Below are 24,432 nucleotides of genomic sequence, written 5' to 3'. Positions count from 1 at the left end.
CGGCAGGAGGTGACATGGCTCGCAACGACGTCCTCGCGTGGGTCGAGTCGCCGCTCCAGCTCGTGGGGGCGGCCGAGTGGGCCGATGCGCACCGCACGACCGTCCCCGTCGCCGGCCGGCTCACGGCGCAGATGTCGGCCACCGCCGACGAGCTGCTGGCCCGTGGCGCACGGTTCGGCGAGCTCGAGCCGTACCTCGGCATCCCGTTCTCGCTGCTCGCCCGCCACGGGCACTGGCTCGTGGGCGACGGCTTCTCCGGCCAGTTCCGGGTCGCCGCGTCGCTGCTGCGGCCGCACCGGATCACCTTCCTCGACGACGGCGCGCATGCGATCGCCTACGCCGACGCATTGCTCGGGCGCCGACCGTACGCGCGACCGGGAATCGCCGAGCGCGGACTGACGACGCGGATCGCGCCTCTCGCGCAGGCGACGGTGCTCCACCGGGCCTCGGCCCGCCGCGCCGGGTTCTTCACGGCCTTCGACCTGGGCGCCGAGCGCGCCGACGCGCTCCACGACCGCGGCTTCGGGATCCGCCGCCACGGATTCGACTGGACGCGGGCCACGGCGCCCGCCGCTCCCGAGCTGGGACGTCGGGTCGTGCTCGGCAGCGCTCAGCCCGTCGACGGCCGCATCACGCTCCGCGACTACCTCGGGTGGGTGACGCACGCCGCGACCCCCGGCCCCGCGGTCTACCTGCCGCACCGCCGCGAGACGGCGGAGCAGCTCGCCGCCGTCGCACGGGTGCCGGGGCTGACGATCCGTGAGACGAACCTGCCCGTCGAACTGGTGCTCGCCGGGGCCACCGAGGTCCTCGACATCCGCACGCTCGCGTCCAGCACGACCACGACGCTGCCGCTCGTGCTCGCCGGGACAGGTGCGACGTTGCGGATAGGTGCGGGCGCCGTCGCCGCGAGGGAGACGACCGCATGAGCGAGGTGGTCGCGATCGTCCCCGCGCGCGGCGGCTCGAAGGGCGTGCCCCGCAAGAACCTGAGCCGCGTCGGCGGCATCCCGCTGATCGCGCGCGCCATCGACGCCGCGCGGCGGTGCCCGTCGATCGACCGCGTGGTCGTCACGACCGATGACGGCGACATCGCGGCGGTGGCGGAGGAGTGGGGCGCCGAGGTCGTCGTGAGGCCCGCCGATCTCGCCGGCGACGCCGCGACCTCCGAGAGCGCTCTGCTCCATGCGCTCGACGTGCTCGAGGAGCGCAAGGTCGACGTGGGAGTCGTGGCGTTCCTTCAGGCGACATCGCCGTTCATCGACGTGCCCGCGCTCGACGACGCCGTCCATCTTGTGCGCTCGCGCCGTCGCGACAGCGTCTTCTCCGCGGTCGAGACGTACGGATTCCTGTGGGCCAAGGCAGCCGGCGATGCCGCGGAGGCCATCAACCACGACGTCGACGTGCGCCCGCGTCGCCAGGAGCGCGAGCCGCACTATCTCGAGACGGGCGGCTTCTACGTGTTGCGGGCCGCGGGCTTCCGGGCGACCGGGCACCGGTTCTTCGGCAGCATCGGCATCGCCGAGGTCGCCGAGCGCACCGCTATCGAGATCGACACCGCGGCCGAGCTCGAGATCGCCCGTGCCCTCGCGCCGCTCGTCGACGCGCCTGCGCCGATCGACGTCGACGCCGTCGTCACCGACTTCGACGGCGTGCACACCGACGACTCCGTACGGGTGGACCAGGACGGCGGCGAGTCCGTCAACGTGAGCCGGTCCGACGGCATGGGTGTGGCTCGGCTCCGGGCGGCGGGCATCCCGGTGCTGATCCTCTCGACCGAGGCGAACCCCGTCGTCACCGCGCGGGCGCGCAAGCTGCGGGTCGACGTCGCGCAGGACACCGCCGACAAGGCCTCGGCCCTGCGGGCATGGGCCGACGGCCGCGGCATCCCGCTGTCGCGCATCGCGTATCTCGGAAACGACGTCAACGACCTCGCCTGCCTCGACATCGTCGGCTGGCCCGTCGCCGTTCCCGGCGCGCACCCGCTCGTCCTCGCCGCGGCCCGTGTCGTGCTCGACCGCCCCGGCGGCGCCGGCGCGGTGCGCGACCTCGCCGAGCGCGTGCTCGCCGGCCGGGCCACGGCATCCGCAGATCCCCTCACCGCCGCACAGGAGGCACCATGACCGTCACGATCGGAACCCGCGTCGTCGGAGGCGGTCGTCCCGCCTACGTGATCGCAGAGATCGGCCTGAACCACAACGGCGACGTCGAGCTCGCCAAGCAGCTCATCGACGTGGCCGCCGATGCGGGTGCCGACGCGGTGAAGTTCCAGAAGCGCACCCCCGAGATCTGCACCCCGGAGCACATGCGCGACATCCCGCGCGAGACGCCGTGGGGGACGATGACGTACCTCGATTACCGTCGCCGGGTCGAGTTCGACCGCGACCAGTACATCGAGATCTCCGACCACGCGCTGCTGCGGGGCCTCGAGTGGTTCGCCTCCCCGTGGGACGAGCCGAGCATCGCGTTCCTCGAGGACCTGGGGGTCACCGCGCACAAGGTCGCGTCGGCATCGCTGACCGACCACGCGCTGCTGCGAGCGCTCCGCGACACCGGCAAGACCGTGATCCTCTCGACCGGCATGTCGACCATCGAGCAGATCGACGCCGCGATCGAGGTCGTCGGCACCGAGCGCCTGCTGCTGATGCACGCGACCTCGACGTATCCGATGGAACCGGGCGAGGCCAACCTCCGGATGATCCCCGCCCTGCGCGACCGGTACCCCGGAGTCCCGGTCGGCTATTCCGGGCATGAGCGCGGCCTGCAGATCTCGCTCGCCGCCGTCGCCCTCGGCGCTGTCGCGGTCGAGCGCCACATCACTCTCGACCGCACGATGTGGGGTTCCGACCACGCGGCATCGCTCGAGCCCACCGGCCTGCAGCACCTCGTGCGCGACATCCGCGTCATCGAGGCTGCACTCGGCGACGGCGTGAAGCGCGTGTACCCGGGCGAGCTCGCGCCGATGGCCAAGCTGCGCCGCGTTCCCGCGTGACGCGGCCCGGGAAGAGGCCCGGCGCGGGGCCGCCGCGGCGCATCGTCGCGATCGCCGACACCGACTCCTACGTCAAGTGGGCGGCAGCGCTCCTCGGCACGCTCGATGAGGGGTGGGATGCCTCGCTCCTCGTCGTCGAGACGCCGCTGGTCGTCTCGGACGTGCAGCTCGCCGCCGCCCTCGCGGGAAGCGGCCTGCCGGTCGAGCGCGTTGCCCGCGTGACGTGGGACGGCCTGATGCCCGCCTTGGCAGGGCGGCGGGCGGACGCCCTCCTGCTCGCGGCGAGGGGGCCGTTCGTCCGTGTGCTCGCGCGCGAGGCGGCGCGCCTGACACCGCGGCCGGTGCTGGTCACCGGGCTGCCGGGGATCTCGATCCCCGCCACGCGCAAGGCGATCGCGTACCGCACCCAGTGCGACCTCTTCGTGCTCCACTCGCGCCGGGAGTGCCGCGAGTTCGCCGACCTGTCGGTCGAGCGCCGGATGCCGCAGCGCTTCGCCCTGGCTTCGCTCCCGTTCGCGCGGACCGGTGCCGGAGGCGGCGCGGCGGGAACGGACCTGGTGTTCGCGCCGCAGGCGAAGGTTCCGGCCGACCGGGCCGACCGCCTGCGGATCGCCCGGCTGCTGGTGCGCGCCGCGGAGACCGACCCGTCGCGACGCGTCGTGGTGAAGCTGCGTGCGGCGAGCGGTGAGCACCAGACGCACGCCGAGCGCGACAGCTATCCCGATCTGCTCGCGACGCTGGCGCCGCTGCCGCCGAACCTCGTGATCTCGTCGACGTCCATGGGGCTCGCGCTGGATGACGCCGAGGGGCTCGTCACGGTCAGCTCGACCGCGGCGATCGAGGCGATCGCCCGCGGCATCCCGGTCATCGCCCTCGACACCTTCGGCGTCGCCCCCGAACTCATCAACGAGGTGCTGGCCGACGCCCGGCTCCTCGGCGGCGAGCAGGACGTGGTCGAGCGACGGTTCCGGCGGCCCCAGCGGGCCTGGCTCGACGACAACTACTTCCACGACCCTTCCGCCGACGACTGGGCCGGCCGGACGGCGGAGCTGATCGAGGCCCGCCGATCGGGGACGCTCGCCCCCCGAGCGCCCCTCGCGCGCCGCGGTGGGTCGCTGCGCGACACCTGGGAGCGAAAGATCGTGCTCGGGCCGCAGGACCGCACGCTCCGCGGACGGGTGGCCGTCGTGATCGGGATGCCGCTGCGCCTGGTCGTGCGCACCGCCCAGCGTGTGCGGAGCCTGGTCCGCGTCGCTCCGTCCGCGGCGCGCTGACTCGTCAGCAGCCGGGACCGGTCGGATCCTCGCGGCACGTCTCGTCGACGAGCGCCGTGCGCACCTCGACCACACGCACCTCGTAGCCGCCGGACGAGGCGGTGACGTACCCGGGGACGGGTCGCCACGACCCGTTGCCGAAGTCGACGGATGCCGCGTACCGCACGGTGACGCCGACGGGGAACGTCCCGCGCTCGTCGTAGACATGGCTGGTCGCGGTGGGCGTGAACTGCGCCTGGCCGAGACTCGACCAGCTCGCGCCACCTGTCCCGGCCGTCGCCGAGGTGCCGTCGCCGTGCGCGAACACGAACTCGGCCGGCACGAAGCGGACGGTCACGTCCCAGCCGAGAACGGTTCCGGTCATGCGCTGCTCGGATGCCTCGCCCACGAGATTCGTCGGCATGCCCACGACGCCGAACCCCGCGGGCTCGCCGGTGAGCGACGGCGCCGCCGGACGGAACGACGCGATGTCGGCCAGCGTGACGTCGGGGAGCGCCGCAACCTCATAGTCGCCGCGGCAGCCCAGCGGCCCGCAGTCTTCCGGCTCGGCCGGGACCGCATCGGGGGTGGCCGAGTGCACAGGAGGAGCGATGGCATCGGCGCCGGCGTCGCCACCGCGGCCGGGGGAGCCCGGGCGGTTGAGGTCGGCGGAGATGTCGACCTGGGAGCCGGAGTTCTCGATCTTGCACTGCCAACGGTTGGTGCATACGTCCGCGGCATTCGCGGCCGGTGAACCAGCCGCGATAGCGAGCATCACCAGTCCACCCGCGGCGAAGTACCTCAGTCGCACCTTGGCGCTCCGTCACGACCCGTGATACTCGCAATTACCCATGTGGTGGAGGTGGTCGGCGAACTCGCCAGCGTCACGAGCATGCTTTGGACAGCGGGACGGTCTGCGTCGACTACAGATTGCCCTTCCGAATCGACAAGCTCGACGTCCGAGACATCCAGGCAAACCGCGATTTCGAGTGTTCGCTCGTTCGTGCCTCCTAGCGAACGCGCTTCGACAACGGTTGCGCGACTCTCGCCTGACACGACCCACCCGTCGCCGTGCATCTGGGAGAAGTTCTTTCGTTCGTCCGCATTAGCCTCACCCGTCGTCCACGCGTAGACGTCTTCGAAAGTCTCCGGATCGCTGAGGTCGACCTGGTTCAGCGCATCCACGTACGCCCGATACGTCTCCTCCGCCGCCGCGAACGCTTCGGCCTCGCTCGAGAACGCCGGTGTCGGTCCCGACGGCTCGGTGGGCGCTGCGGCGCAGCCTGCGAGCGAGGCCACGAGAACCGCGACGATAGTCACCGGGGCGGTTCGCGAAGTCACGCCACCACGGTATCCGCGATGGAATCCGGTCCCTCCGACTTATCCACATCCCGGTTCCGGACGCGCCGGGCGCCCCAGGCGGCGGCTCGGTCGCCGGCGGCGACGACCATCGCGAGCACGAGGATGATCCCGACGAGCCGCAGCAGGGCGATCACGAGACCCGCGGCGCCGAGCGTCTCGAAGTCGAGGAACGGGTACGGGAAGCGGTCGGAGGCCGTGGGGGAACGCTGCGGCGCGCAGCAGCGACAGCGCACCGTATGCGAGGGGGAACAGCGTCCACAACAGACCGTCCCGCCAGCGCACGAGGCCCTGCGGACCGATCGCGACCCAGTCGGCGACGGCCATGGGTGCTCGGGTGTCGAAACACGGGCTGGGGAGGAGCCGGCGATCGCGTGGGGGGCGTGACCGCCGGCTCTGGGCGACTCGCAGAGGCCGCCCCTCGTGCCTCTGGGGGCGGGCACGAGGCGGGGTCCCTCCGACGGTCGCCGCCGTCGGGTTCCGCGGCATCCGGCTGCCCCTGCGAGGGGGCCTTCCGGTGTCGTGGAGACTCCTCAAGAATCCCACTCCGACCTGGGAATCGACTGTTCTCCCGCACGATGCGAGCAGCCTGTGGATCGCCGATGCGATGCCTGAGATCATCGAGTCATGAGGATCACGAAGCTCCTCGCGGCTGCCGGTCTCGCCGCGACGCTCGCGGTGCTCGGCGGATGCGCGGCACCGTCGGGGCCGGTCATCGCGCCCGTGACCCGCGAGGTGGGCTCCCTCCAAGGCGCCACCGTCGAACTGGTCGTCGGGCAGGCGCTGAACATCGACACGGGCGATGTCGCGGTCGACAGCTACACCGGCCAGGTCGACGATCCCGCCGTCGCCGAGTTCGTGCCCGGACGCGAGGAGGACGACGCCGTCTACAACCCCGGTGTCATGGCGCGCGCGGCGGGGACGACGACCGTCGTGCTCTCGAGCTCGGACGCCGGTATCGAGGACGTCACCTTCACCGTCGAGGTGTCCGGCGCTCAGCAGGGCGGATACTGACCCGCGTACGCTCGATGGCGATGCGCACACCGCCCCCTCTCGATGATCGCGACGCCGAGCTCGACGCAGCCCGTTCCGTCGCCGTCGTGCGGCTGAGCGCCCTCGATGCGGCGGTGGGGCAGCTGCGCGCCGATCGCCGGTCCGACACCGCCGACGACGAGCACGACCCCGAGGGCGTCACGCTGTCGGCCGAATGGGCGCGCCTGGAGGGGCTTCGAAGCGGGGCCGCGCGCGACCTCGACGAGATCGACGCGGTCATCGCCCGGCGCCGTGACGGCGTCGACGGCATCTGCGCCGACTGCGGGCGGAGCATCCCGATCGAACGGCTGCGCGCCCGCCCGACCGCCACCCGGTGCGTCGACTGCGCCGCGCGGGCGGGAGCCTGACGTGTCGTTCGGCGCGGCGGCGGCCCGCACTCCCGACGACCGGTTCGCCCGCGTCGGCGGCGACCGCCCCTGCCCGTGCGGAAGCGGCGATCCGTTCGACGGATGCTGCCGCCCGCTGCTGCGCGGCGCCCCTGCACCGTCGGCCGAGCGCCTGATGCGGTCGCGGTACACCGCGTTCGTCGTCGGCGATGCCGCGTACCTGGTGGGGACGTGGCATCCGCGGACCCGTCCCGACGAACTCGACCTCGACCCGGCGCAGCGCTGGACGCGGCTCGAGATCGTCGCCACCGAGGCGGGTGGTCCCGGCGACCTCCGCGGAGTGGTGGAGTTCCGCGCGCACTGGAGCCATGGCCGCGAACGCGGAGTCCTGCACGAGCGGAGCAGGTTCGCGCGGGGGAGCGGCCGATGGTGGTACGTCGACGGGGACGTCTGAGCGGCCGCGGTCCGTCGGCCCCGCGGGCGCTGCGCGCCGTTAGCGTGGAGCCATGAGCACCCAGGTCGACAGAGCCCAGTCCCTCGCCCGCCTCCACGCGGCGCCCGAGATCCTCCGCGTCGTGAACGTGTGGGATGCCGCCTCCGCCAAGACGATCGCCGCCCTCCCCGAGACGCGCGCGATCGCCACAGCGGGACACTCCATCGCCGCGACCTTCGGCTACCGCGACGGCCAGGTCCCGCTCGACGTCATGCTCGACATGGTCGGCCGAATCGTCGAGTCCGTCGGTGGCCTGCCGGTCACCGCAGACCTCGACGCGGGATACGAAGACCCCGGTGAGACGGTCCGTCGCGCGATCGGCAAGGGCGTCGTCGGCGCGAACGTCGAAGACCGCCTCCAGCCGCTCGCCGATTCGGTGGCGGCGGTGCAGGCGATCATCGCCGCCGGTGAGGCGGAGGGCGTGCCGTTCGTCCTGAACGCCCGCACCGACGCGCTGGTCCGCGGCGGCGACCGCCCGCTGGAGGCATCCGTCGCCGACGCCATCGAGCGCGGCCGCGCCTACCTCGACGCCGGAGCGAGCCTGGTGTTCGTGCCGGGCATCCTCGATGCCGACGTCACCCGCCGGCTCGTCGACGGCATCGGCGAGCGGAAGGTGAGCGTCATCGGCCTCCCTGGCTCACTCAGCGCAGGGGAGTACGAGGCGCTGGGCGTCGCCCGCATCTCCTACGGGCCGATGACGCAGCGTGTGGCGCTCACCGCGCTGCAGGACGTCGCCGCCGACCTGTACCGCGACGGGGTGATCCCCGCGTCCACGCGAAGCCTCAACTGACGGGGCCATGAGCAGCTTCACCGCCGCGCTCGCCGCCGAGCCGATCGTGCTCGACGGCGGGCTCGGCACCCTCCTCGAGGCCCGCGGAAACGACCTGTCGTCGACGCTGTGGTCGGCGCGCCTCCTCCTCGAGGCGCCGTCAGAGATCCGTGCCGCCCACGCCGAGTACTTCCGTGCCGGGGCCAGGGTCGCGATCACCTCTTCCTACCAGGTCGGCTACGCCGGGCTCGCGGCGGTCGGCATCGGTCGCGAGCACACGGACGAGGTGCTCGCCCGCAGCGTCGACCTCGCACGGCTCGCGCGCGCCGACGCGGGCCTGACCGACTCCGAGGCGTGGGTGGCGGCATCCGTCGGTCCCTACGGCGCCACGCTCGCGGACGGCAGCGAGTACACGGGCGAGTACGGGCTGACCGTCGAGGCGCTCCGCGAGTGGCATCGCCCGCGCCTTCGCGCGCTCGCTGCGGCGCGGCCGGACGTGCTGGCGATCGAGACGCTGCCTTCGCTCGCCGAGGTCGAGGCGGTGTGCGCCGAGCTCGCGGGGCTCGGGGTTCCGGCATGGGTGAGTGTGACCGTGGCCGAGGGACGGCTGCGCTCGGGCCAGTCGATCGCCGATGCCGCCGCGCTCGCCGCCGCCCATGACGAGGTCGTGGCGGTCGGCGTGAACTGCTGCGCGGTCTACGACGTCGCCCCTGCACTGGCCGAGATCGCCGCCGTCACGGGGATCCCCTTGGTCGCCTATCCGAACAGCGGCGAACGCTGGGACGCGCACGCCCGGTCCTGGGCGGGCACGGCGGCGGCCGCCCACGATCACGCGGGGGCGTGGCGGGATGCCGGGGCCAGGCTGATCGGCGGGTGCTGCCGCGTGACCCCGGACGAGATCGCCCGGATCGCCCGCGCGCTCGCCGGCTGAAGCCGGGAATCCTCGGCAGCCGACGATTGTTCTCACCGGCATGGAGTCCGCACCCGTCGACGTCGTCGTGATCGGCGCCGGGCAGGCCGGTCTCTCCGCCGCCTACCACCTGCAGCGGCGCGGTTTCGTGCCCGCCGGGCGCGCGCAGTCCGGCGACGAGACCTTCGTCGTACTGGACGCGGAGCCCGAGCCCGGCGGTGCGTGGCAGCACCGCTGGGAGTCGCTGCGCATGGCCACGGTGAACGGGATCCACGAGCTGCCCGGCTTCGCGGTGCCTCCGGCCGATCCGGCCGCGTCGAGCCGCGACATCCTCCCCGCGTACTTCGCCGCCTACGAGGAGCGGTTCGCCCTGGACGTGCGGCGCCCCGTCGCGGTGCGTGCGGTGCGGCGCGAGGACGACGACCCCGAGGGCCGCCTGCGAGTGGAGACGGACCGGGGCGAGTGGTCGGCGCGGCACGTGATCAACGCGACGGGAACGTGGTCGCGTCCGTTCTGGCCGCACTACCCGGGTCAGGCGCGCTTCCTCGGCCGCCAGCTCCACGTGGCCGACTACGTGTCGCGCGACGAGTTCGCGGGGGCGAAGGTCGTCATCGTCGGCGCCGGCATCTCGGCCGTGCAGCTCCTCGACGAGATCTCACAGGTCGCCGACACGTTCTGGGTCACCCGGCGCGAGCCGGAGTGGGTCGACGACGAGTTCGACATCCCCGCACGCGTCGCGGCGATCGCCGGAGTGGAGGAGCGCGTCCGTCGCGGACTGCCTCCCGGCAGCGTGATCTCGGTCACCGGCATGCACTGGACGCCCTGGGCGCGCGCGGCGCAGGCGCGCGGCGTGCTGGTGCGGCATCCGATGTTCGCGTCCATCGAGGAGCACGGCGTGCGCATGCCCGACGGCGGGTTCGTCGCCGCCGACGTGATCCTGTGGGCGACGGGGTTCCGCGCCGCCGTCGACCACCTCGCGCCGCTTCGGCTCCGGACCCGCGAGGGAGGCATCCGCGTCGCGGACGGCCGGTCGATCGACGAGCCTCGGCTCTTCCTCATCGGCTACGGCCCGTCGCAGTCCACCGTCGGGGCGAACCGGGCCGGGCGCGACGCCGTGCGCGCGATCGTCGCGGAGAGGGCCCCGATGGCGGCGTGACCCGCGGGGATGGCTCGGCGGCTCAGCCGCGGAGGCGGTCCGCGTACGTCTTGATGACGCCCCAGGCCCCCTCGGAGCTGTTCGAGACGATGGTGACCGTGCTCCGCGACTCGGGGTCGAATCGGGTGCGGATCGAGACGCCGGCGTCGTAGCCCTCCAACACGATGCCCGGGCCGTCCAGGTCGAGCCAGAATCCCATCCCGTAGCGGAGCCCCTCGGAGGCGTCCGTGTTCCGCGGGCGCCACATCTCGGAGATCGTGGAGGCGGGGAGCACTGCCCCGTCGGCGAGGGCGCGCCAGAACCGGCTCAGGTCGGGCGCGGTCGTCAGGGCCCCGCCGTCCCCGTTTCCCCGGACGGGGAGATGCAGCACGTTCGACCGCAGCGACTCCGGCTCTTCGTACACGTACCCGACGGCGGCATCGCCCGGCAGCTCGTCGAGGCGCGGGTAGCCTGTCGCCCCGAGTCCGGCACGGGCGAAGACGCGCGTGTCGACGAGATCGTGGAACGGAACCCCGGATGCCCGTTCGGCGATGAGGGCGAGCACGATGAAGCCGCCGTTGTTGTACGTGAACCGGTCGCCGGGTGCGGACTTCTGCGGATGGCCGTCCACGGCGGCGACGAACGCCTCGGTGAGCGCGAGCTCGTGGACCGGCACGGTCAGAACGTAGTCGTCGACCTCCCAGTCCGCCTCCTCGTCGAGGTAGTCGCCGATCCCCGATGTGTGCGTCAGCAGGTGCTCGATGGTCACGCCGTCGTCGATCGTCGGCAGATCGTCGCCCAGGATGCCGCGCACCGGCGTATCGAGCTGCACCGTGCCGTCCTCGACGAGCCCCATGACCGCGAGCGCCGTGAACGCCTTGCTCGCACTGGCCATGCCGAAGCGCGTCTCCGTCGTGTTGGCGATCCCGTGCGCCCGATCGGCGAGCCCGTACGCACGCCCGAACACCGGCTCGCCGTCGACGTCGATCCACACGACGCCGTTCATGCCATCCTCGCGGGCCCGCCGGTCGAGAGCGGCGGCGAGGGCGTCCAGATCGAGGTCGGCCATGCGGCTCACGCTACGGCGTGGGTGGCGACGCGCCAGCGAGTACGGTGGAGGCGGTCTTCGGATCCGCCCCACGTCAGACGCACCAGGAGGTCGGCGCATGAGCATCGCGCGCGAGCTGTTCCGCCGCAAGCCCGTCACCGCACCGGTCGCCGCTCCCGGCGGGCTCACCCGAGGGATCGGCACCTTCCAGCTCGCGATGCTCGGCGTCGGCGCGACGATCGGCACCGGCGTGTTCTTCGTGATGCACGAGGCGGTCCCGCTCGCCGGACCCGCCGTCATCCTCGCGTTCCTCGTCGCAGCGATCGCAGCGGGCCTGTCGGCGGTCTGCTACGCCGAGATGGCATCGGCCGTCCCGGTCGCGGGGTCGACGTACTCGTATGCGTACGCGACGCTGGGGGAGATCGTCGCCATGGGCGTCGCGGCTTGCCTCATGCTCGAGTACGGCGTCTCCACGGCCGCGGTCGCGTCGGGATGGAGCGGCTATATGGACCGCCTGCTCGGCGACGTCCTCGGCTGGAACCTTCCCTCCGCACTCACCGTCGGTCCGCTCGAGGGCGGCATCATCAACCTGCCGTCGGTCGTCCTCGTGGGGCTGTGCGCGCTTCTGCTGATCCGCGGCACCCGCGAGTCGGCCACGGTCAACACGATCATGGTCCTCATCAAGATCGGGGTCCTGGTCATGTTCGCGGCGATCGCGATCACCGCGTTCAACGCCGACCACTTCGCCGACTTCGCGCCCCACGGCGCAGCGGGCGTGACAGCGGCAGCGGGAACGATCTTCTTCACCTTCATCGGCCTGGACGCCGTGTCGACCGCCGGAGACGAGGTGCGCGACCCGCAGCGCTCGCTGCCCCGTGCGATCCTGATCGCCCTGGTCGTGGTGGTCGTCGTCTACCTGTTCGTCGCGATCGCCGCCGTCGGCGCGCAGCCGTGGCAGGACTTCGAGGATCCCGCGCAGCAGAGCGCCGGACTGTCGGTGATCCTCGGCGATGTGCTCGGCGCGTCCTGGCCGGCGACGGTCCTCGCTGCCGGCGCGGTGATCTCGATCTTCTCCGTGACGCTCGTCACCCTGTTCGGGCAGACGCGCATCCTCTACTCGATCGGCCGCGACGGTCTTCTTCCGAGCGTGTTCGCCAAGGTCGACCCGCGGACCCACACGCCGGTGTTCTCGACGGTCGTCGTCGCCGTAGCCGTCGCCCTCCTCGCCGGGCTGATCCCGCTGTCGAGCCTGTGGGACCTGGTGTCGATGGGGACGCTCGTCGCGTTCATCGTCGTGTCGATCGGGGTCATCGTCCTGCGGCGCACGCATCCCGACCTGCCCCGCGCCTTCCGGGTGCCCGGCTATCCGGTCACGCCGATCCTGGCGATCCTGGCGTGCCTGTACCTGATCGTCGGGCTCGGATGGTCGACCTACGCCTGGTTCGCGGTCTGGGTGGCCGTGGTGCTCGCGTTCTATCTGCTGTGGGGGCGGCGCCACAGCCTGCTCGGGCGAGCATCGACCGAGGACGATGCCCCGTCGTCCGTGAGGGATGCCTCAGCCGACGCCGACGACCGCGCACCCTGAGCGCGGCCATCGGAGTCGCCCCGCGGCGTAGCGTAGGGGTGCGACGAGAGGAGCCCCCCTGGCCCGCGTACTCATCCTCGGCGGCCACGGCAAGGTCGCGCTGCTGCTCGAGCCCCTGCTCGTCGGGCTCGGCCACACCGTGACGGCCGTCGTCCGCAACCCCGCCCACGCCGGTGACGTCGACGCGACCGGCGCGACGCCCCTCGTCGCCGACATCGAGACGCTCGACCTCGACGGCTTCACCGACCTCGTCGCGGGCAGCGACGTCGTGGTCTGGTCGGCGGGCGCCGGCGGCGGCAGTCCGGAACGCACGTACGCGGTCGACCGCGACGCGGCGGTGCGGTCGATGGATGCCGCGGCCGCCGCCGGAGTCCGCCGCTACGTGATGGTTTCGTGGATCGGATCGCGCGCCGACCACGGCGTCGCGCCCGAGAACTCCTTCTTCGCCTATGCGGATGCGAAGTGGGCCGCCGACGAGCACCTGAGGGGGAGCGGCCTCGACTGGACGATCCTCGGCCCCGGCACCTTGACGCTCGACGATCCCACCGGTCGGATCGACACCGATCCGTCCGGTCGCGGAGAGGTGACGAGAGCGGATGTCGCAGCCGTCGTGGCGGCCGTCATCGACGACGACTCGACGGTGGGGCGCAGCATCCGGTTCGGAAACGGCTCGGTGCCGATCGCCGAGGCGCTCTCGAACTGACGCCTCAGCCGACGCGGGTGAAGCGGGGACCGATGTAGCCGTCGCGGTCGACGTGCTCCGTCCACATCGAGGCGGGGCGCACCCACAGGCCGCGCTCACCGTAGAGCGCGCGGTAGACGACGTGCTCCTCGTCGGTCTCGCTGTGGCGGGCGACCCCGATGACCTCGTACTGCGCACCCTTGAAGTGCCGGTAGGTTCCGGACTCGATCGTCATGCCGCCAGCGTACGGGGCGGCCCCTCGTGGGTCACACCGTCGGCGGGGCGAGAAGCGACGGCGCGATACCCAGGCCGGCCCCCACGCTCATCGCCTTGCATGCGGGCGCGCTCCTGGCCTCGACCTCGCCGGGACCTGCGGCCGAGGGATCGGGCGGCCCTTCGGCGTCGTCGTCGGGCGGATCCGTCTGATCGCTCATCCGCGGTGTGCCTTCGCCGTCTCGACGCCATCGTGGGTCGGCGACGTGCGCATGTCAACGGGTGCGCTCGTTCGGATCCCGCGCGCCCCGAGCGGTTCCCGCGTCCTAGGCTCTTCACATGCTTGCCACCGTGATCCATGCCGCCCGCGACATCCGCGTCGAAGAAGTGCCCGATCCCGTTCTGTCCACCGGCGCCGACGCCATCGTCCGCGTCGTCGCCGCCTGTGTGTGCGGCTCCGACCTGTGGCCGTACCGGGGCGTGACCCCCACCGACGAGCCGCACCGCATCGGCCATGAGTTCGTCGGTGTGGTCGAGGCCGTCGGCGACGACGTCGCGACCGTGAAGCCGGGTGACTTCGTGATCGCCCCGTTCTACGTCTGCGACGGCACGTGCGCCAACTGCCGCAACGGCGTCAGCACCTCGTGTCTGACAGGCGGATGGTGGGGGAGCGACGACCGCTTCGGCGGGTTCGCCGACGGCGGGCAGGGGGAGTTCGTGCGCGTCCCGCTGGCGGACGGCACCCTCGCCGTCGTGCCGGGGCCGGTCTCCGACGACGAGATCCCGGGACTGCTCACGCTCAGCGACGTGATGGGCACGGGGCACCACGCCGCAGTGTCGGCGGGCGTCGGCCCGGGCGACTCGGTCGCCGTCGTCGGAGACGGGGCGGTCGGGCTCTGTGCGATCATCGCGGCGAAGCGGCTCGGAGCGACCACGATCATCGCCATGTCGCGTCACCCGCAGCGCCAGGCTCTCGCCCGCGACTTCGGCGCAACCCACGTCGTCGAAGAGCGCGGCGACGAGGGTGTCACGGCCGTGCGCGCGCTCACGGGCGGGATCGGCGCCGACCGCGTGCTCGAGTGCGTCGGCACGAAGGAGTCGATGGACCAGGCGATGCGCTCCACGCGCCCCGGCGGCATGGTCGGCTACGTCGGTGTGCCCAACGGCGGCCCCGAGCTTCCGATCCGCCAGATGTTCGGGCGCAACGTCGGCGTCAACGGCGGTGTCGCGCCGGTCCGCGGCTACATCGACGAGCTGCTGCCCGACGTCCGCTCGGGCGTCATCCGACCCGGTCGCGTGTTCGACCTGGAGCTGCCGCTCAGCGACGCGGCCGAGGCCTATGCGGCCATGGACGAGCGCCGCGCGACGAAGGTGCTCCTGCGTCCGTGACGCCGCCGTGCGGCGACGCGCCCGGGCGCCTCCCGTTCGGAATGCGCGCCATGGGGTAGAACTGTGGAGTTCGCGCTCCGGGGGGATCGCTCTGTCGTCGACCGAAGGGACCCCTCAGCCGTGAAGCTGGTCAAGCGCCTCCTCATCGGGCTCGTCATCGCTTTCGCGGTGTTCTACCTCGTCACGAGGCCCCAGGATGCCGCGAACGCCGTTCAGGCCGCCGTCGGTGCGGTGTGGGGCGCGGGCGTCGCGGTCACCGACTTCTTCGTGGCCCTCGCGGGCGGATGAGCCTGTTCGATCCGCGGATCGACAAGCACCTCATCGCCGATCAGGGCGAGGTGGTGATCGACGAGGTGCACAAGCACTGGGCCGCGGTGGTCGTCGCGACGCTGGAGCTGTTCGGCGGGGTCGTCCTGCTGCTGCTCGTCTTCTTCGTGCCCGCGCAGGCATGGTGGGTGCCCGTGCTCCTCGGGGGTGCTATCTGCCTCCACGCCGGGTGGCGGATCCTCGAGCGCCGCACGGACATCTTCGTGATCACCAACATGCGGGTCTTCCGCGTGCACGGCATCCTGTCGCGGAGCATCGCCACGATGCCGCTCGCCCGGATCCTCGACATCTCCGTGCACAAGCCGATCCTCGGGCGCGTCTTCGGCTACGGGCACTTCGTCTTCGAGTCCGCCGCACAGGCGCAGGGACTGCGCGAGATCCGCTACGTCGGCGATCCCGACGGGCGCGGCCTCACCATCCAGCGTGTGATCCAGCAGGCGGGCCTGCGCGGCTTCGTCGCGAATCAGCCGATGACGAGCGTGGACGCCCGGCGCAGCATCCCTCCGGCGCCGCCGCTTCCGAGCGGCCACGACCGCGACTCGCCGTGGGCGCAGACCGCTCAGCTCCGGCCCGAGCGCTCGCCCGAACAGACATCGACGGATGCCGAGACCGCCGGCATGGGCTGGGACTGGCTCGCGGTCGCCCAGCGCCGCGAGCAGGAGCGCCTGGCCCATCTGCGGTGCGATCCGGAGCCGGAGGAGAGCCCGCCGTTCGATCCCGATCGGACCAGCACGGCGCCGATCGATCTGCCCCGATAGCCGGTCCCGATCGCCGTGATTCCGGCGCTGCGGGAACATCGCGACGCACAGCCGCGTTCTGATACCCTGGAGTGTCACTCGTGTGGCTATATCGCCACGCCTCGGATCCGGTTCGCGCCGGCGCCGAAGTGACATCGCACGACAACAATCCGCTTCGCCTCGCTCGAGGCATCCGTTCGCCATCGCGCGGCCGGGAGCCGCAGTTCGAGCCGGCCCGATACCCCCAACCCAACAAGGACAACCCACTACATGACTACCGCAACGACCGCCCCGGCCACCAAGCAGGTCGCGATCAACGACATCGGATCTGCCGAGGACTTCCTGGCAGCGGTCGAACTGACCCTCAAGTTCTTCAACGACGGCGACCTCATCGAAGGCACCGTCGTGAAGATCGACCGCGACGAGGTCCTCCTCGACGTCGGATACAAGACCGAGGGCGTCATCCCCTCGCGCGAGCTCTCGATCAAGCACGACGTCGACCCCAACGAGGTCGTCAAGGTCGGCGACGCTGTCGAGGCCCTCGTTCTCCAGAAGGAGGACAAGGAAGGCCGCCTCATCCTGTCGAAGAAGCGCGCCCAGTACGAGCGCGCGTGGGGCGACGTCGAGAAGATCAAGGAGAACGACGGTGTCGTCACCGGCTCCGTGATCGAGGTCGTCAAGGGTGGCCTCATCGTCGACATCGGCCTCCGCGGCTTCCTCCCCGCGTCGCTCATCGAGCTCCGCCGTGTCCGCGACCTCACGCCGTACCTCGGCCAGGAGATCGAGGCCAAGATCCTCGAGCTCGACAAGAACCGCAACAACGTGGTTCTCTCGCGCCGCGCGCTGCTCGAGCAGACGCAGTCGGAGTCGCGCACCACGTTCCTGAACAACCTGCACAAGGGTCAGGTCCGCAAGGGCGTCGTCTCGTCGATCGTCAACTTCGGCGCGTTCGTCGACCTGGGCGGCGTGGACGGCCTCGTGCACGTCTCCGAGCTCTCGTGGAAGCACATCGAGCACGCCTCCGAGGTCGTCGAGGTCGGTCAGGAAGTCACCGTCGAGATCCTCGAGGTCGACCTGGACCGCGAGCGCGTGTCGCTCTCGCTCAAGGCGACGCAGGAGGACCCGTGGCAGGTCTTCGCCCGCACCCACGCCATCGGCCAGGTTGCTCCGGGCAAGGTCACCAAGCTCGTCCCGTTCGGTGCGTTCGTGCGCGTCGCAGACGGCATCGAGGGCCTCGTGCACATCTCGGAGCTCTCGGGCAAGCACGTCGAGCTCGCCGAGCAGGTCGTGTCGGTGGGTGAAGAGGTCTTCGTCAAGATCATCGACATCGACCTCGAGCGTCGCCGCATCTCGCTCTCGCTCAAGCAGGCGAACGAGTCGGTCGACCCCTTCGGCACCGAGTTCGACCCGGCCCTCTACGGCATGGTCACCGAGTACGACGAGAACGGCGAGTACAAGTACCCCGAGGGCTTCGACCCCGAGGCGGGCACCTGGCTCGAGGGCTTCGACGCTCAGCGCGAGAAGTGGGAGCAGGAGTACGCTGCCGCCCAGGGTCGCTGGGAGGCTCACAAGGCCGCCGTCGCCAAGGCCCTCGAGGCCGAGGCGAACGCCCCGGCCGACACCGGCTCGTCGAGCTTCTCCTCCGAGAGCAGCGCCGGCGGCACGCTGGCCGACGACGAGGCCCTCGCCGCACTGCGCGAGAAGCTGTCGGGCCGCTGATCTGATCAGCAGCTGAACCGTCAGGTTCGAAAGGGCCGGGACCTTCGGGTTCCGGCCCTTTCGCATGCCCCGGGAGTGTCGGTGCTCTCGCCTACACTCGCGATGTGCCCCGCCGTTGTGTTGTGGAGAGCGGATGCCGCGGCCCCGTGCCGCCCGACGCTCCCGTCGCCCTGTGCGAATGGCATCTTGCGGTGGCGGCCGAGTGGGAGGGGTGCGGGCACGGCGTCACCGACGTCCTGCCGTTGCCGTGCGCGCTGTGCGGCTCCCGGCTCGGTGTGAGCTACCCGTCGGGGTGGCTCTGCGCGGAGTGCGAGTGGCGGCACGGCGAGCTCGTCGACGGCGAGCTGCCTCCGCCGCGGATCGACGTCGTGTACTACCTCCGGTACGACGACCGGATCAAGATCGGCACGACCGCGAATCCCCGGCAGCGGCTGTCGGCGATCTGGCACGACGACCTGCTGGCGTTCGAGCGGGGCGATCGGGCGCTCGAGCGCCGCCGCCACGAGCAGTTCGCGGCCGATCGGTTCCCGCGCACGGAGTGGTTCCGGGCGTCGCCCGAGCTCACCGCGCACATCGCGGATCTCGCCGCCGGCGTGGACGATCCGTGGCAGGTCCATGCCCGCTGGGTGAGCGCGGCGATCGCGCGCACCGGCTGAGGCACGAGACGCGGCCGGCGTCCCTGGCTGGGAGACGCCGGCTCGTGGTGGGGCGGCGACACCGCGGGACGCCGCGGGCTTGGGCCGCTTCCGCGGCTCCGGCGGCGACGTCAGGTTCTGACCGCATCGCGAGCCTCGTTCACGGCCGAGGTCGGCATCCGTTAGCGTCACCGTATGGACGCCGCGAAAGGGGACGAGGGGCGCCGCGGGTCACGGCCGTCGGACGCGTCGCCTCGACGCGCTCGCACGGTGTGGCTGCGCGAGGATTTCGCCGACCGCACGCGGGACCGAACGGCGACGCTGAACCAGCTCCTTCTCTCGTCGGTCGTCTTCGTGCTGGGCGTGCTGATCGCCCTCGATCCCGGCGAGGTCGACGCCGCGCTGTTCTTCGCCGGCGTCGTGATCGTGATGATCGTCATGGGCGCGGCGCTCATCATCCCCTGGAACCGCCTGCCCTTCGGATGGGTCGCGGTCGTCCCCGCGATCGACATCGTTGCCATCATGCTCATGGTCCTCGCCGCCCCGGGCACGGCGATGGGCCTCCTGTGGATCTTCCCGACGACCTGGCTCGCCGCGGGATTCGGGATGCTGGGGCTCTTCGCCGTCATCGTGGCGATCGCCGGCGTGATCGGCGTGCTGACCGTCCTCACCGCGCAGGAGGTCGAGTACACGACGCTCCTGCTGCCGCTGGTGCTCTTCGCGGTCGCGGCGACGAGCCACCTCACCGCACGCCGCTCCGACGCCCAGCGGATGCTGCTCGCCAAGCAGTCGCAGCTGCTGCGCCGCGTGCTGGAGCAGACTCGGCGCCAGGAGCAGGTCGTGACCGAGGTTCTCGATGCCGTCGACTTCGGGGTGATCCGGGTCGACGCCGACGGACGCGTCGCGGTGACCAACGAGGCCCACGGGCGTCTCCAGCAGGCGATCCGCGGCGACGATGCCGACGACGACGCGCCGGCGTTCCGCGACGACGGCGTCACCAGGCTGCCCGACGACGAGCTCCCCGTCGAGCGCGCCCTCCGCGGCGAGGCGTTCGACGGCCAGATCGTGTGGTTCGGCGAGGAGCCGGGACCTCGGCAGGCGCTCAGCATCACGGCACGTCGGCTGATCGACCCCGACGGGGAGGACGTCGGAGCCGTGGTCGTCTCGCGCGATGTCACGGCCGAGCTCGATGCGCTCCGTGCCCGGGACGAGCTCGTCGCATCGGTGTCGCACGAGCTGCGCACCCCCCTCACGTCGATCCTCGGCTACCTCGACCTCGCGATCGAGGAGCCCGACATCCCCGATCACGTCCGGGCGAACCTCGACATCGCCGAGCGGAACGCCGAGCGCCTGCTGCGGATCGTCGCCGACATCCTCGCCGCGTCGAGCTCGTCCTCGTCGTCCGTGGAGGCATCCATGTCGCCGCAGCTCCTCGACGCGCGCGACATCGTCCGCGCGGCGGGTGAGGCACTTCTGCCCCGCGCCGCCTCGCGCGCTGTGACGATCGACACCACCGGGCTGGAGGAGTCCGAGGTGTGGGCCGATCCGGTGCGCCTCCGGCAGGTGGTCGACAACCTCGTGTCGAACGCGATCACCTACAACAAGGACGGCGGCACCGTCTTCCTCGGCACCACGACCGACGGTGCCAGCACCTGGATCCTCGTGCGCGACACCGGCGTCGGCATCAGTGAGGCCGACCGCTCCCGGCTCTTCCAGCGGTTCTACAAGGCGGGGGCGGGCCGCAGGACGGGGACCGGCCTGGGCCTCGCGATCACGCGCGACATCGTCCGCGCCCACGGTGGTGAGATCGGGCTGCACAGCTCGCCGGGTGTCGGTTCGACCTTCATCGTCAAGCTCCCCGCGACGGAGCACCACGGGGCGCCGCCGCCGGCGCCCCGCCCGCACCCGTCGCCACCCGAAAGGACCCCGTCATGATCCTCGAGCTCCAGAGCGTGGTCATCATGACGGCGCTGGTCGTCAACGTCAGCGGCATCCTCTTCATCGTCGAGACGCTGCTGCGCCGCGATGAGGGTGCCGGTCGTGTGTGGGCACTCGGCTTCCTCGCCGCCATGCTCACCACGCTGGCGTACATGGTCTGGTCGCAGAGCCCGGGCGCGTGGTGGGCGGTCGCGGTCGGCAACGCCGCATTCGTCGCCGGCACGGGCTGCATGTGGCTCGGGTGCCGGCGCTTCAACGGCAGCCCGATGGCGTGGTCGTCGTGGCTGGTCGGTGGAGCCATCGTCGCCGCGGGCGTCGCAGTCGCGGTGGAGGGCGCGGACGGGGGCGACTGGGCGGGCGCCGTGTGGATGTTCGTCGCGCTCATGGTCTTCGCCGGGGCGGGGGCGGCCGAATGCGTCCGCGGAGCCCTCCGCGAGTCGCGCACCGCGTGGGTGCTGGCGTTCGTCCTCGGCCTCCAGTCGCTGTACTACGTCTCGCGCACCACGGCGTTCCTCGTCGCCGGCCCCGAGAGTGCCCTGTTCGAGACCGCGTTCGGAACGATCCCCACGAGCTTCCTCACGGTCATCCTCACGATCGTGGCCGTCGTCGTGACATCCGTCCTTCGCTCCACACGTGCTCCGATGCGCGGCTACCTGCGGCTCGCGGGACTCGGAACCGCGAAGGGCGGCATCCTCTCGCGCGACGTCTTCGACGCGGCGCTGGCCGGCCTGTGCGAGCGGGCCGCGTCGCGCTCCGAGGTCGTCGGCGTGATCGCGGTGCGCATCGACGACCTCGACCAGATCTCGACGGCGTTCGGGAGCGAGGTCGCCAGGGCCGTCACCGAGACGTGGCGCACCGGCGTGCGTCGTCATGCCCCGTCGAACGCGCTTGTCGGCGAGGACGGTACGACCGGACTCGTCATGGGCGTCGTCGTGGACTCCGCGCCCGAGGCGCGCCGGGTGGCGGGCGCCGTGTACCGAGGGCTGTTCGACGACCTCGGCAAGGTGGGCGGGGGAGTCATCCCCGTGGTCGGGGTCGGGGTCGCCCTGAGCGATGCCGCCGGCTACGATGCATCGACGCTGCAGCGCGTCGCCCGAGAGGCTGCGAGCCGGGCGGCGGCGAGCGTGGAGACGTCGGTCCTCGTGGGGGAGACCGAATAGCGGCATCCGATCTGGGATCCTCGCCGCCTCGCGCGTCGGTCAGGGTGCTGTGAGGCGGTATCCGACGCCGCGGACCGTCTCGATCCACCGCGGATTCGTCGGCGACTCGCCGAGCTTCCTCCGCAGGTTCGCGACGTGCACCTCGATCGCGCGCGCGTCGCTGTCGCTCACGAACTCGACGCCCGTGAACTGCTCGCCGCGCAGCATGAGCGCGAGGTCGGACTTGCCGCGGACGCGTCGCCCGGCGGCGAGCAGGTCGGCGAGGATGTCGAACTCGCTGCGGGTCAGCTCGAGATCGTCGCCGTCGATCGTGACGATCCGCATTTCGGGGTTCAGTCGAAGGCCCTGGTGCTCGAGCCACGCGGCGCTGATGGGACCGGACGGGTCGGCCATGACCGGTGCCGCGGCGACATTGTGGCGGGGGCGGCGCAGCATCGCGTCGATGCGGGCACGCAGCTCACGGGGGCGGAACGGCTTGGCGACGTAGTCGTCGGCCCCGGCCTCGAGTCCCTGGAGCGCGTCGATCTCCTCCGTGCGGGCGCTGAGCATCACGATGTACGTCGGGCTGACGGCGCGGATGCGCTTGGCCGTCTCGAATCCGTCCATGCCCGGCATGTTGACGTCGAGCGTCGTGACGAGCGGCTGGTGCTCGAGCACGAGCTCGAGGCCGTCCTGGCCGTTTGCCGCGCCGTGCACGTCGAACCCCGCCTGTGCCAGCACCGCGGAAAGCAGCGACCGGATGTCTTCCTCATCCTCGATCACCACGGCTACGCGCGTTTCATCCACCGATTCACCCTCCGGTGCCGGCGAAACGATCGCAGGCTCCTGGACGTCGGTCATGATATCCCAGAACGCGGTCTGGAACAGGCGTCCGGGATCGGCCATCAGGCGACGTCCCTGGCGGATCGCGCGGCTCGGGGGTGTGCGCCGGAGAGGCGGCGGCCAGGATCCGACAGATCCCGGCCGCGCGCCCCGCCGGAACGGGAGGCCGCACGCTTCACGACACGAACCCCCCCGTGCCGCGACGCGCGCGCCCCCGTGGTGCGGGAGGGGGAGGCGATCGCCCCCACGACCACCACCCCACCGCACCGATGGCGGACTTCTCCACCCCGCCTCGCGAACGAGCCGGGCGGGTGGGTGGACAGGCAGGTGGCCGACGTCGCGGATGCTCGTCGGTGTGTCACGTCCTGTCCTCCCCAGAGACCCCCTGTGAAGGTCCGCCTTCTTTCGGGTTGTCCCGAACGTACCCGGGTGGCCTCAAGCCACCCTCAGTGAGACCTCAGGAGCGCCCAAGGTTCGGTCACCCGCCCGGGCTTCGGCCGTGGCATCCTCGACTCATGCCTCTCGTCGCGCTCACCGGCGGCATCGCGTCCGGAAAGTCCACGATCGCCCGGCGCCTCGCCGAACACGGTGCCGTCGTCGTCGACGCCGACCAGATCGTGCGCGACGTGCAGCAGCCCGGCTCGTCCGTGCTCGCCGCGATCGCGGCCGAGTTCGGGGAGGGGATGCTCCGCCGCGACGGGTCGCTGGACCGGGCGGCCCTCGGGGGGCGGGTCTTCGGCGACGACGCGGCGGTCAAGCGGCTCAACGCCATCGTCCATCCTGCCGTCCGGGCCGAATCCGCCCGCCGCTTCGCCGCGGCGTTCGCGGCAGACCCCGATGCGGTGGTCGTCTACGACGTGCCGCTGCTGGTCGAGGCGCGCGTCGACGATCCGTGGCAGCTGATCGTCGTCGCCCACGCCCCGTCCGACACGCGCCGGAGGCGGCTGGTGGAGCTCCGAGGGATGTCCGACAAGGAAGCCGCGGCCCGGATCTCGTCGCAGGCGGATGACGAGGCGCGGCTGGCGATCGCCGATGTCGTGATCGACACGACAGGGTCGATCGACGACACGAACCGTCAGGTCGACGAGCTGTGGGCGGCCCTTCCCGAGCGGATCACCGCGCGCGCGACTTAGTCCCCCCTCGGCGCGGCGCGGTATCCTGCCCCTGGCACAAGGAGGTTCGCTCATGGGCTGGTTCTCGAGGTTGCGAAGCAAGCGCCGTGTCGAGGCGCTGACCGACGAGGAGCGCATGGGCCGCTACGTGTACCTGCTCAACACGCTCCCCGCCTCGGTCATCGAGAGCGCGCATGCGACGGCTTTCCGCGATCTTCCGATCGAGAAGCGCCGCGACATGTTCGAGCAGCTCAAGCCCTTCATGTCGGATGCCGAGCGCGACGCGGCCTCCGATGACCCGACCGTGCTGGCGAAGCTGGTCCGCCGAGCCGAGGAGCGTCGCGCGCAGCGCGCGTCGGCGAGCGGCTCCGTCGAGGCCGGCGGTGTGGCAACCGCGACGCGCGAGGCCGGCGATCCGCGCGACGCCCTGGACCCGCGCGATCTGCTGCTCACCAGTGGAGTGGGGGTCGTCGTCGCCCAGAACTTCCTCGTGTCCGCCGCTGTGATGTCCTACTTCTCGGCAGGCGGAGGCTCCCTGGCGATCGGGTCCGAACCCGCATGGGTCGGCGAAACCTACGACACGGGCACGTCGGGCGGGTTCGACGGCGGGGGATTCGGGGGCGACGGCGGCGGAGGGTTCGACGGCGGGGGATTCGGCGGGTTCGACGGCGGCGGATTCGGGGGCGACGGCGGCGGCGGCGGCTGAGCCGGGCGCGGTCGCACGGACGACTCCGCCTGACGCCTCATCCGCTCGGCGCGAACGGCGCCCCCGGTGT

28 protein-coding genes are annotated in these 24,432 nt (G+C 71.7%); 21 read left to right on the top strand and 7 right to left on the bottom strand.

The features are described 5' to 3' along the window. Window positions 1-14: 14 nt before the first annotated feature. The 4 genes from EER34_RS12885 to EER34_RS12870 are packed head-to-tail and all read left to right on the top strand — an operon-like array spanning window position 15 to window position 4,265. The gene (locus EER34_RS12885) at window positions 15-929 is read left to right on the top strand and encodes a hypothetical protein (RefSeq protein WP_127475395.1); all 915 of its coding nucleotides are present in this window, start codon (window positions 15-17) and stop codon (window positions 927-929) included. After that, a complete protein-coding gene (locus EER34_RS12880; protein ID WP_127475393.1) occupies window positions 926-2,122 on the top strand; it encodes an acylneuraminate cytidylyltransferase in 1,197 nt (398 codons plus the stop codon). Before EER34_RS12885 ends, EER34_RS12880 begins: the two co-directional genes overlap by 4 nt. Further along, a complete protein-coding gene (locus tag EER34_RS12875; protein WP_127475392.1) occupies window positions 2,119-2,991 on the top strand; it encodes an N-acetylneuraminate synthase family protein in 873 nt (290 codons plus the stop codon). Before EER34_RS12880 ends, EER34_RS12875 begins: the two co-directional genes overlap by 4 nt. Next, complete coding sequence (locus tag EER34_RS12870; RefSeq protein WP_127475390.1) at window positions 2,988-4,265, top strand: DUF6716 putative glycosyltransferase; 1,278 nt, start codon at window positions 2,988-2,990, stop codon at window positions 4,263-4,265. Before EER34_RS12875 ends, EER34_RS12870 begins: the two co-directional genes overlap by 4 nt. 4 nt (window positions 4,266-4,269) lie before the next feature. Here EER34_RS12870 and EER34_RS12865 read toward each other — a convergent pair whose 3' ends face one another. From EER34_RS12865 to EER34_RS12855, 3 genes are read right to left on the bottom strand one after another with little or no spacing between them, the layout of a single operon-like run. Then, a complete protein-coding gene (locus EER34_RS12865) occupies window positions 4,270-5,055 on the bottom strand; it encodes a hypothetical protein (protein WP_127475389.1) in 786 nt (261 codons plus the stop codon). Then, a complete protein-coding gene (locus EER34_RS12860) occupies window positions 5,046-5,585 on the bottom strand; it encodes a hypothetical protein (RefSeq protein WP_127475387.1) in 540 nt (179 codons plus the stop codon). The genes EER34_RS12865 and EER34_RS12860 overlap by 10 nt, the downstream gene beginning before the upstream one ends. Continuing rightward, the gene (locus EER34_RS12855; protein ID WP_127475385.1) at window positions 5,582-5,839 is read right to left on the bottom strand and encodes a Pr6Pr family membrane protein; all 258 of its coding nucleotides are present in this window, start codon (window positions 5,837-5,839) and stop codon (window positions 5,582-5,584) included. Before EER34_RS12855 ends, EER34_RS12860 begins: the two co-directional genes overlap by 4 nt. A 391-nt stretch (window positions 5,840-6,230) precedes the next feature. On the opposite strand from EER34_RS12855, the gene EER34_RS12850 reads away from it, so the two are divergent. Genes EER34_RS12850 through EER34_RS12825 form a run of 6 tightly spaced genes read left to right on the top strand, consistent with a single transcriptional unit; the run spans window position 6,231 to window position 10,310 of the window. Further along, window positions 6,231-6,617 carry a hypothetical protein gene (locus EER34_RS12850; RefSeq protein ID WP_127475383.1) on the top strand — a complete coding sequence of 129 codons (387 nt, stop codon included), beginning with the start codon at window positions 6,231-6,233 and terminating at the stop codon, window positions 6,615-6,617. Window positions 6,618-6,637: 20 nt separating this feature from the next. Next, complete coding sequence (locus EER34_RS12845; protein ID WP_127475382.1) at window positions 6,638-7,003, top strand: TraR/DksA family transcriptional regulator; 366 nt, start codon at window positions 6,638-6,640, stop codon at window positions 7,001-7,003. Between the two features lies 1 nt (window position 7,004). After that, window positions 7,005-7,436, top strand: a complete 432-nt coding sequence (locus EER34_RS17760) for a YchJ family protein (protein WP_240642314.1) — start codon at window positions 7,005-7,007, stop codon at window positions 7,434-7,436. Between the two features lie 52 nt (window positions 7,437-7,488). After that, window positions 7,489-8,265 (top strand): isocitrate lyase/PEP mutase family protein, encoded by a 777-nt coding sequence (locus EER34_RS12835; protein ID WP_127475380.1) that lies wholly within the window; start codon window positions 7,489-7,491, stop codon window positions 8,263-8,265. A 7-nt stretch (window positions 8,266-8,272) separates the two neighbouring features. Beyond that, a complete protein-coding gene (gene mmuM, locus EER34_RS12830) occupies window positions 8,273-9,175 on the top strand; it encodes a homocysteine S-methyltransferase (RefSeq protein WP_127475379.1) in 903 nt (300 codons plus the stop codon). A 40-nt stretch (window positions 9,176-9,215) separates the two neighbouring features. Continuing rightward, on the top strand, window positions 9,216-10,310 hold the full coding sequence (locus EER34_RS12825) for an NAD(P)-binding domain-containing protein (protein ID WP_127475377.1): 1,095 nt from the start codon (window positions 9,216-9,218) through the stop codon (window positions 10,308-10,310). A 22-nt stretch (window positions 10,311-10,332) separates the two neighbouring features. On the opposite strand, the gene EER34_RS12820 is transcribed toward EER34_RS12825, so the two are convergent. Next, entirely contained in the window at window positions 10,333-11,358 is a 1,026-nt protein-coding gene (locus EER34_RS12820; RefSeq protein ID WP_127475375.1) for a serine hydrolase domain-containing protein, read from the bottom strand. A gap of 97 nt (window positions 11,359-11,455) precedes the next feature. Between EER34_RS12820 and EER34_RS12815 the strand changes: the two genes are divergently transcribed. Both EER34_RS12815 and EER34_RS12810 read left to right on the top strand, forming a co-directional pair. Then, window positions 11,456-12,922: an APC family permease gene (locus EER34_RS12815; protein WP_127475373.1), complete on the top strand. Its 1,467-nt coding sequence runs from the start codon at window positions 11,456-11,458 to the stop codon at window positions 12,920-12,922. Window positions 12,923-12,980: 58 nt separating this feature from the next. Then, entirely contained in the window at window positions 12,981-13,625 is a 645-nt protein-coding gene (locus EER34_RS12810; RefSeq protein ID WP_127475372.1) for an SDR family oxidoreductase, read from the top strand. A 4-nt stretch (window positions 13,626-13,629) separates the two neighbouring features. Here EER34_RS12810 and EER34_RS12805 read toward each other — a convergent pair whose 3' ends face one another. Together EER34_RS12805 and EER34_RS17530 are read right to left on the bottom strand one after the other, a co-directional pair. Continuing rightward, window positions 13,630-13,839: a DUF1653 domain-containing protein gene (locus EER34_RS12805; protein WP_127475371.1), complete on the bottom strand. Its 210-nt coding sequence runs from the start codon at window positions 13,837-13,839 to the stop codon at window positions 13,630-13,632. 31 nt (window positions 13,840-13,870) lie between these two features. Further along, the gene (locus tag EER34_RS17530) at window positions 13,871-14,038 is read right to left on the bottom strand and encodes a hypothetical protein (protein ID WP_164743552.1); all 168 of its coding nucleotides are present in this window, start codon (window positions 14,036-14,038) and stop codon (window positions 13,871-13,873) included. 118 nt (window positions 14,039-14,156) lie between these two features. On the opposite strand from EER34_RS17530, the gene EER34_RS12800 reads away from it, so the two are divergent. The 7 genes from EER34_RS12800 (at window position 14,157) to EER34_RS12775 (ending at window position 21,722) form a co-directional block, all read left to right on the top strand. Further along, window positions 14,157-15,206 carry a zinc-dependent alcohol dehydrogenase family protein gene (locus EER34_RS12800; protein ID WP_127475369.1) on the top strand — a complete coding sequence of 350 codons (1,050 nt, stop codon included), beginning with the start codon at window positions 14,157-14,159 and terminating at the stop codon, window positions 15,204-15,206. 120 nt (window positions 15,207-15,326) lie between these two features. Further along, window positions 15,327-15,494, top strand: a complete 168-nt coding sequence (locus EER34_RS17525) for a hypothetical protein (protein ID WP_164743530.1) — start codon at window positions 15,327-15,329, stop codon at window positions 15,492-15,494. Continuing rightward, window positions 15,491-16,291, top strand: a complete 801-nt coding sequence (locus tag EER34_RS12795; protein ID WP_127475367.1) for a PH domain-containing protein — start codon at window positions 15,491-15,493, stop codon at window positions 16,289-16,291. Before EER34_RS17525 ends, EER34_RS12795 begins: the two co-directional genes overlap by 4 nt. Window positions 16,292-16,540: 249 nt before the next feature. After that, on the top strand, window positions 16,541-17,989 hold the full coding sequence (gene rpsA, locus EER34_RS12790) for a 30S ribosomal protein S1 (RefSeq protein ID WP_127475366.1): 1,449 nt from the start codon (window positions 16,541-16,543) through the stop codon (window positions 17,987-17,989). Window positions 17,990-18,180: 191 nt separating this feature from the next. Then, a complete protein-coding gene (locus EER34_RS12785) occupies window positions 18,181-18,645 on the top strand; it encodes a GIY-YIG nuclease family protein (protein WP_338067955.1) in 465 nt (154 codons plus the stop codon). A gap of 174 nt (window positions 18,646-18,819) precedes the next feature. After that, a complete protein-coding gene (locus EER34_RS12780; protein ID WP_127475364.1) occupies window positions 18,820-20,559 on the top strand; it encodes a sensor histidine kinase in 1,740 nt (579 codons plus the stop codon). Next, window positions 20,556-21,722, top strand: coding sequence for a hypothetical protein (locus tag EER34_RS12775; RefSeq protein ID WP_127475362.1), 1,167 nt, complete (start codon window positions 20,556-20,558; stop codon window positions 21,720-21,722). The genes EER34_RS12780 and EER34_RS12775 overlap by 4 nt, the downstream gene beginning before the upstream one ends. A 39-nt stretch (window positions 21,723-21,761) precedes the next feature. Here EER34_RS12775 and EER34_RS12770 read toward each other — a convergent pair whose 3' ends face one another. Beyond that, window positions 21,762-22,562, bottom strand: a complete 801-nt coding sequence (locus EER34_RS12770) for a response regulator transcription factor (RefSeq protein ID WP_127475667.1) — start codon at window positions 22,560-22,562, stop codon at window positions 21,762-21,764. A 497-nt stretch (window positions 22,563-23,059) separates the two neighbouring features. Between EER34_RS12770 and coaE the strand changes: the two genes are divergently transcribed. Continuing rightward, complete coding sequence (gene coaE, locus EER34_RS12765) at window positions 23,060-23,677, top strand: dephospho-CoA kinase (RefSeq protein WP_127475360.1); 618 nt, start codon at window positions 23,060-23,062, stop codon at window positions 23,675-23,677. Between the two features lie 52 nt (window positions 23,678-23,729). Then, a complete protein-coding gene (locus EER34_RS17520) occupies window positions 23,730-24,362 on the top strand; it encodes a hypothetical protein (RefSeq protein WP_164743551.1) in 633 nt (210 codons plus the stop codon). The last annotated feature ends 70 nt before the right edge of the window (window positions 24,363-24,432 follow it).

This window comes from Microbacterium sulfonylureivorans, assembly GCF_003999995.1.
Lineage (GTDB): Bacteria > Actinomycetota > Actinomycetes > Actinomycetales > Microbacteriaceae > Microbacterium > Microbacterium sulfonylureivorans.
Note: the sequence above shows the minus strand (reverse complement) of the source record. Positions and strands in the feature narration are given on the sequence as shown.

Coding starts and splice junctions, on each gene's coding strand:
- EER34_RS12885 (WP_127475395.1), top strand. CDS start 15: ATGGCTCGCAACGACGTCCTCGCGTGGGTCGAGTCGCCGCTCCAGCTC.
- EER34_RS12880 (WP_127475393.1), top strand. CDS start 926: ATGAGCGAGGTGGTCGCGATCGTCCCCGCGCGCGGCGGCTCGAAGGGC.
- EER34_RS12875 (WP_127475392.1), top strand. CDS start 2,119: ATGACCGTCACGATCGGAACCCGCGTCGTCGGAGGCGGTCGTCCCGCC.
- EER34_RS12850 (WP_127475383.1), top strand. CDS start 6,231: ATGAGGATCACGAAGCTCCTCGCGGCTGCCGGTCTCGCCGCGACGCTC.
- EER34_RS12845 (WP_127475382.1), top strand. CDS start 6,638: ATGCGCACACCGCCCCCTCTCGATGATCGCGACGCCGAGCTCGACGCA.
- EER34_RS12835 (WP_127475380.1), top strand. CDS start 7,489: ATGAGCACCCAGGTCGACAGAGCCCAGTCCCTCGCCCGCCTCCACGCG.
- mmuM (WP_127475379.1), top strand. CDS start 8,273: ATGAGCAGCTTCACCGCCGCGCTCGCCGCCGAGCCGATCGTGCTCGAC.
- EER34_RS12825 (WP_127475377.1), top strand. CDS start 9,216: ATGGAGTCCGCACCCGTCGACGTCGTCGTGATCGGCGCCGGGCAGGCC.
- EER34_RS12820 (WP_127475375.1), bottom strand. CDS start 11,358: ATGGCCGACCTCGATCTGGACGCCCTCGCCGCCGCTCTCGACCGGCGG.
- EER34_RS12815 (WP_127475373.1), top strand. CDS start 11,456: ATGAGCATCGCGCGCGAGCTGTTCCGCCGCAAGCCCGTCACCGCACCG.
- EER34_RS12805 (WP_127475371.1), bottom strand. CDS start 13,839: ATGACGATCGAGTCCGGAACCTACCGGCACTTCAAGGGTGCGCAGTAC.
- EER34_RS17530 (WP_164743552.1), bottom strand. CDS start 14,038: ATGAGCGATCAGACGGATCCGCCCGACGACGACGCCGAAGGGCCGCCC.
- EER34_RS12800 (WP_127475369.1), top strand. CDS start 14,157: ATGCTTGCCACCGTGATCCATGCCGCCCGCGACATCCGCGTCGAAGAA.
- EER34_RS12795 (WP_127475367.1), top strand. CDS start 15,491: ATGAGCCTGTTCGATCCGCGGATCGACAAGCACCTCATCGCCGATCAG.
- rpsA (WP_127475366.1), top strand. CDS start 16,541: ATGACTACCGCAACGACCGCCCCGGCCACCAAGCAGGTCGCGATCAAC.
- EER34_RS12780 (WP_127475364.1), top strand. CDS start 18,820: ATGGACGCCGCGAAAGGGGACGAGGGGCGCCGCGGGTCACGGCCGTCG.
- EER34_RS12775 (WP_127475362.1), top strand. CDS start 20,556: ATGATCCTCGAGCTCCAGAGCGTGGTCATCATGACGGCGCTGGTCGTC.
- EER34_RS12770 (WP_127475667.1), bottom strand. CDS start 22,562: ATGACCGACGTCCAGGAGCCTGCGATCGTTTCGCCGGCACCGGAGGGT.
- coaE (WP_127475360.1), top strand. CDS start 23,060: ATGCCTCTCGTCGCGCTCACCGGCGGCATCGCGTCCGGAAAGTCCACG.
- EER34_RS17520 (WP_164743551.1), top strand. CDS start 23,730: ATGGGCTGGTTCTCGAGGTTGCGAAGCAAGCGCCGTGTCGAGGCGCTG.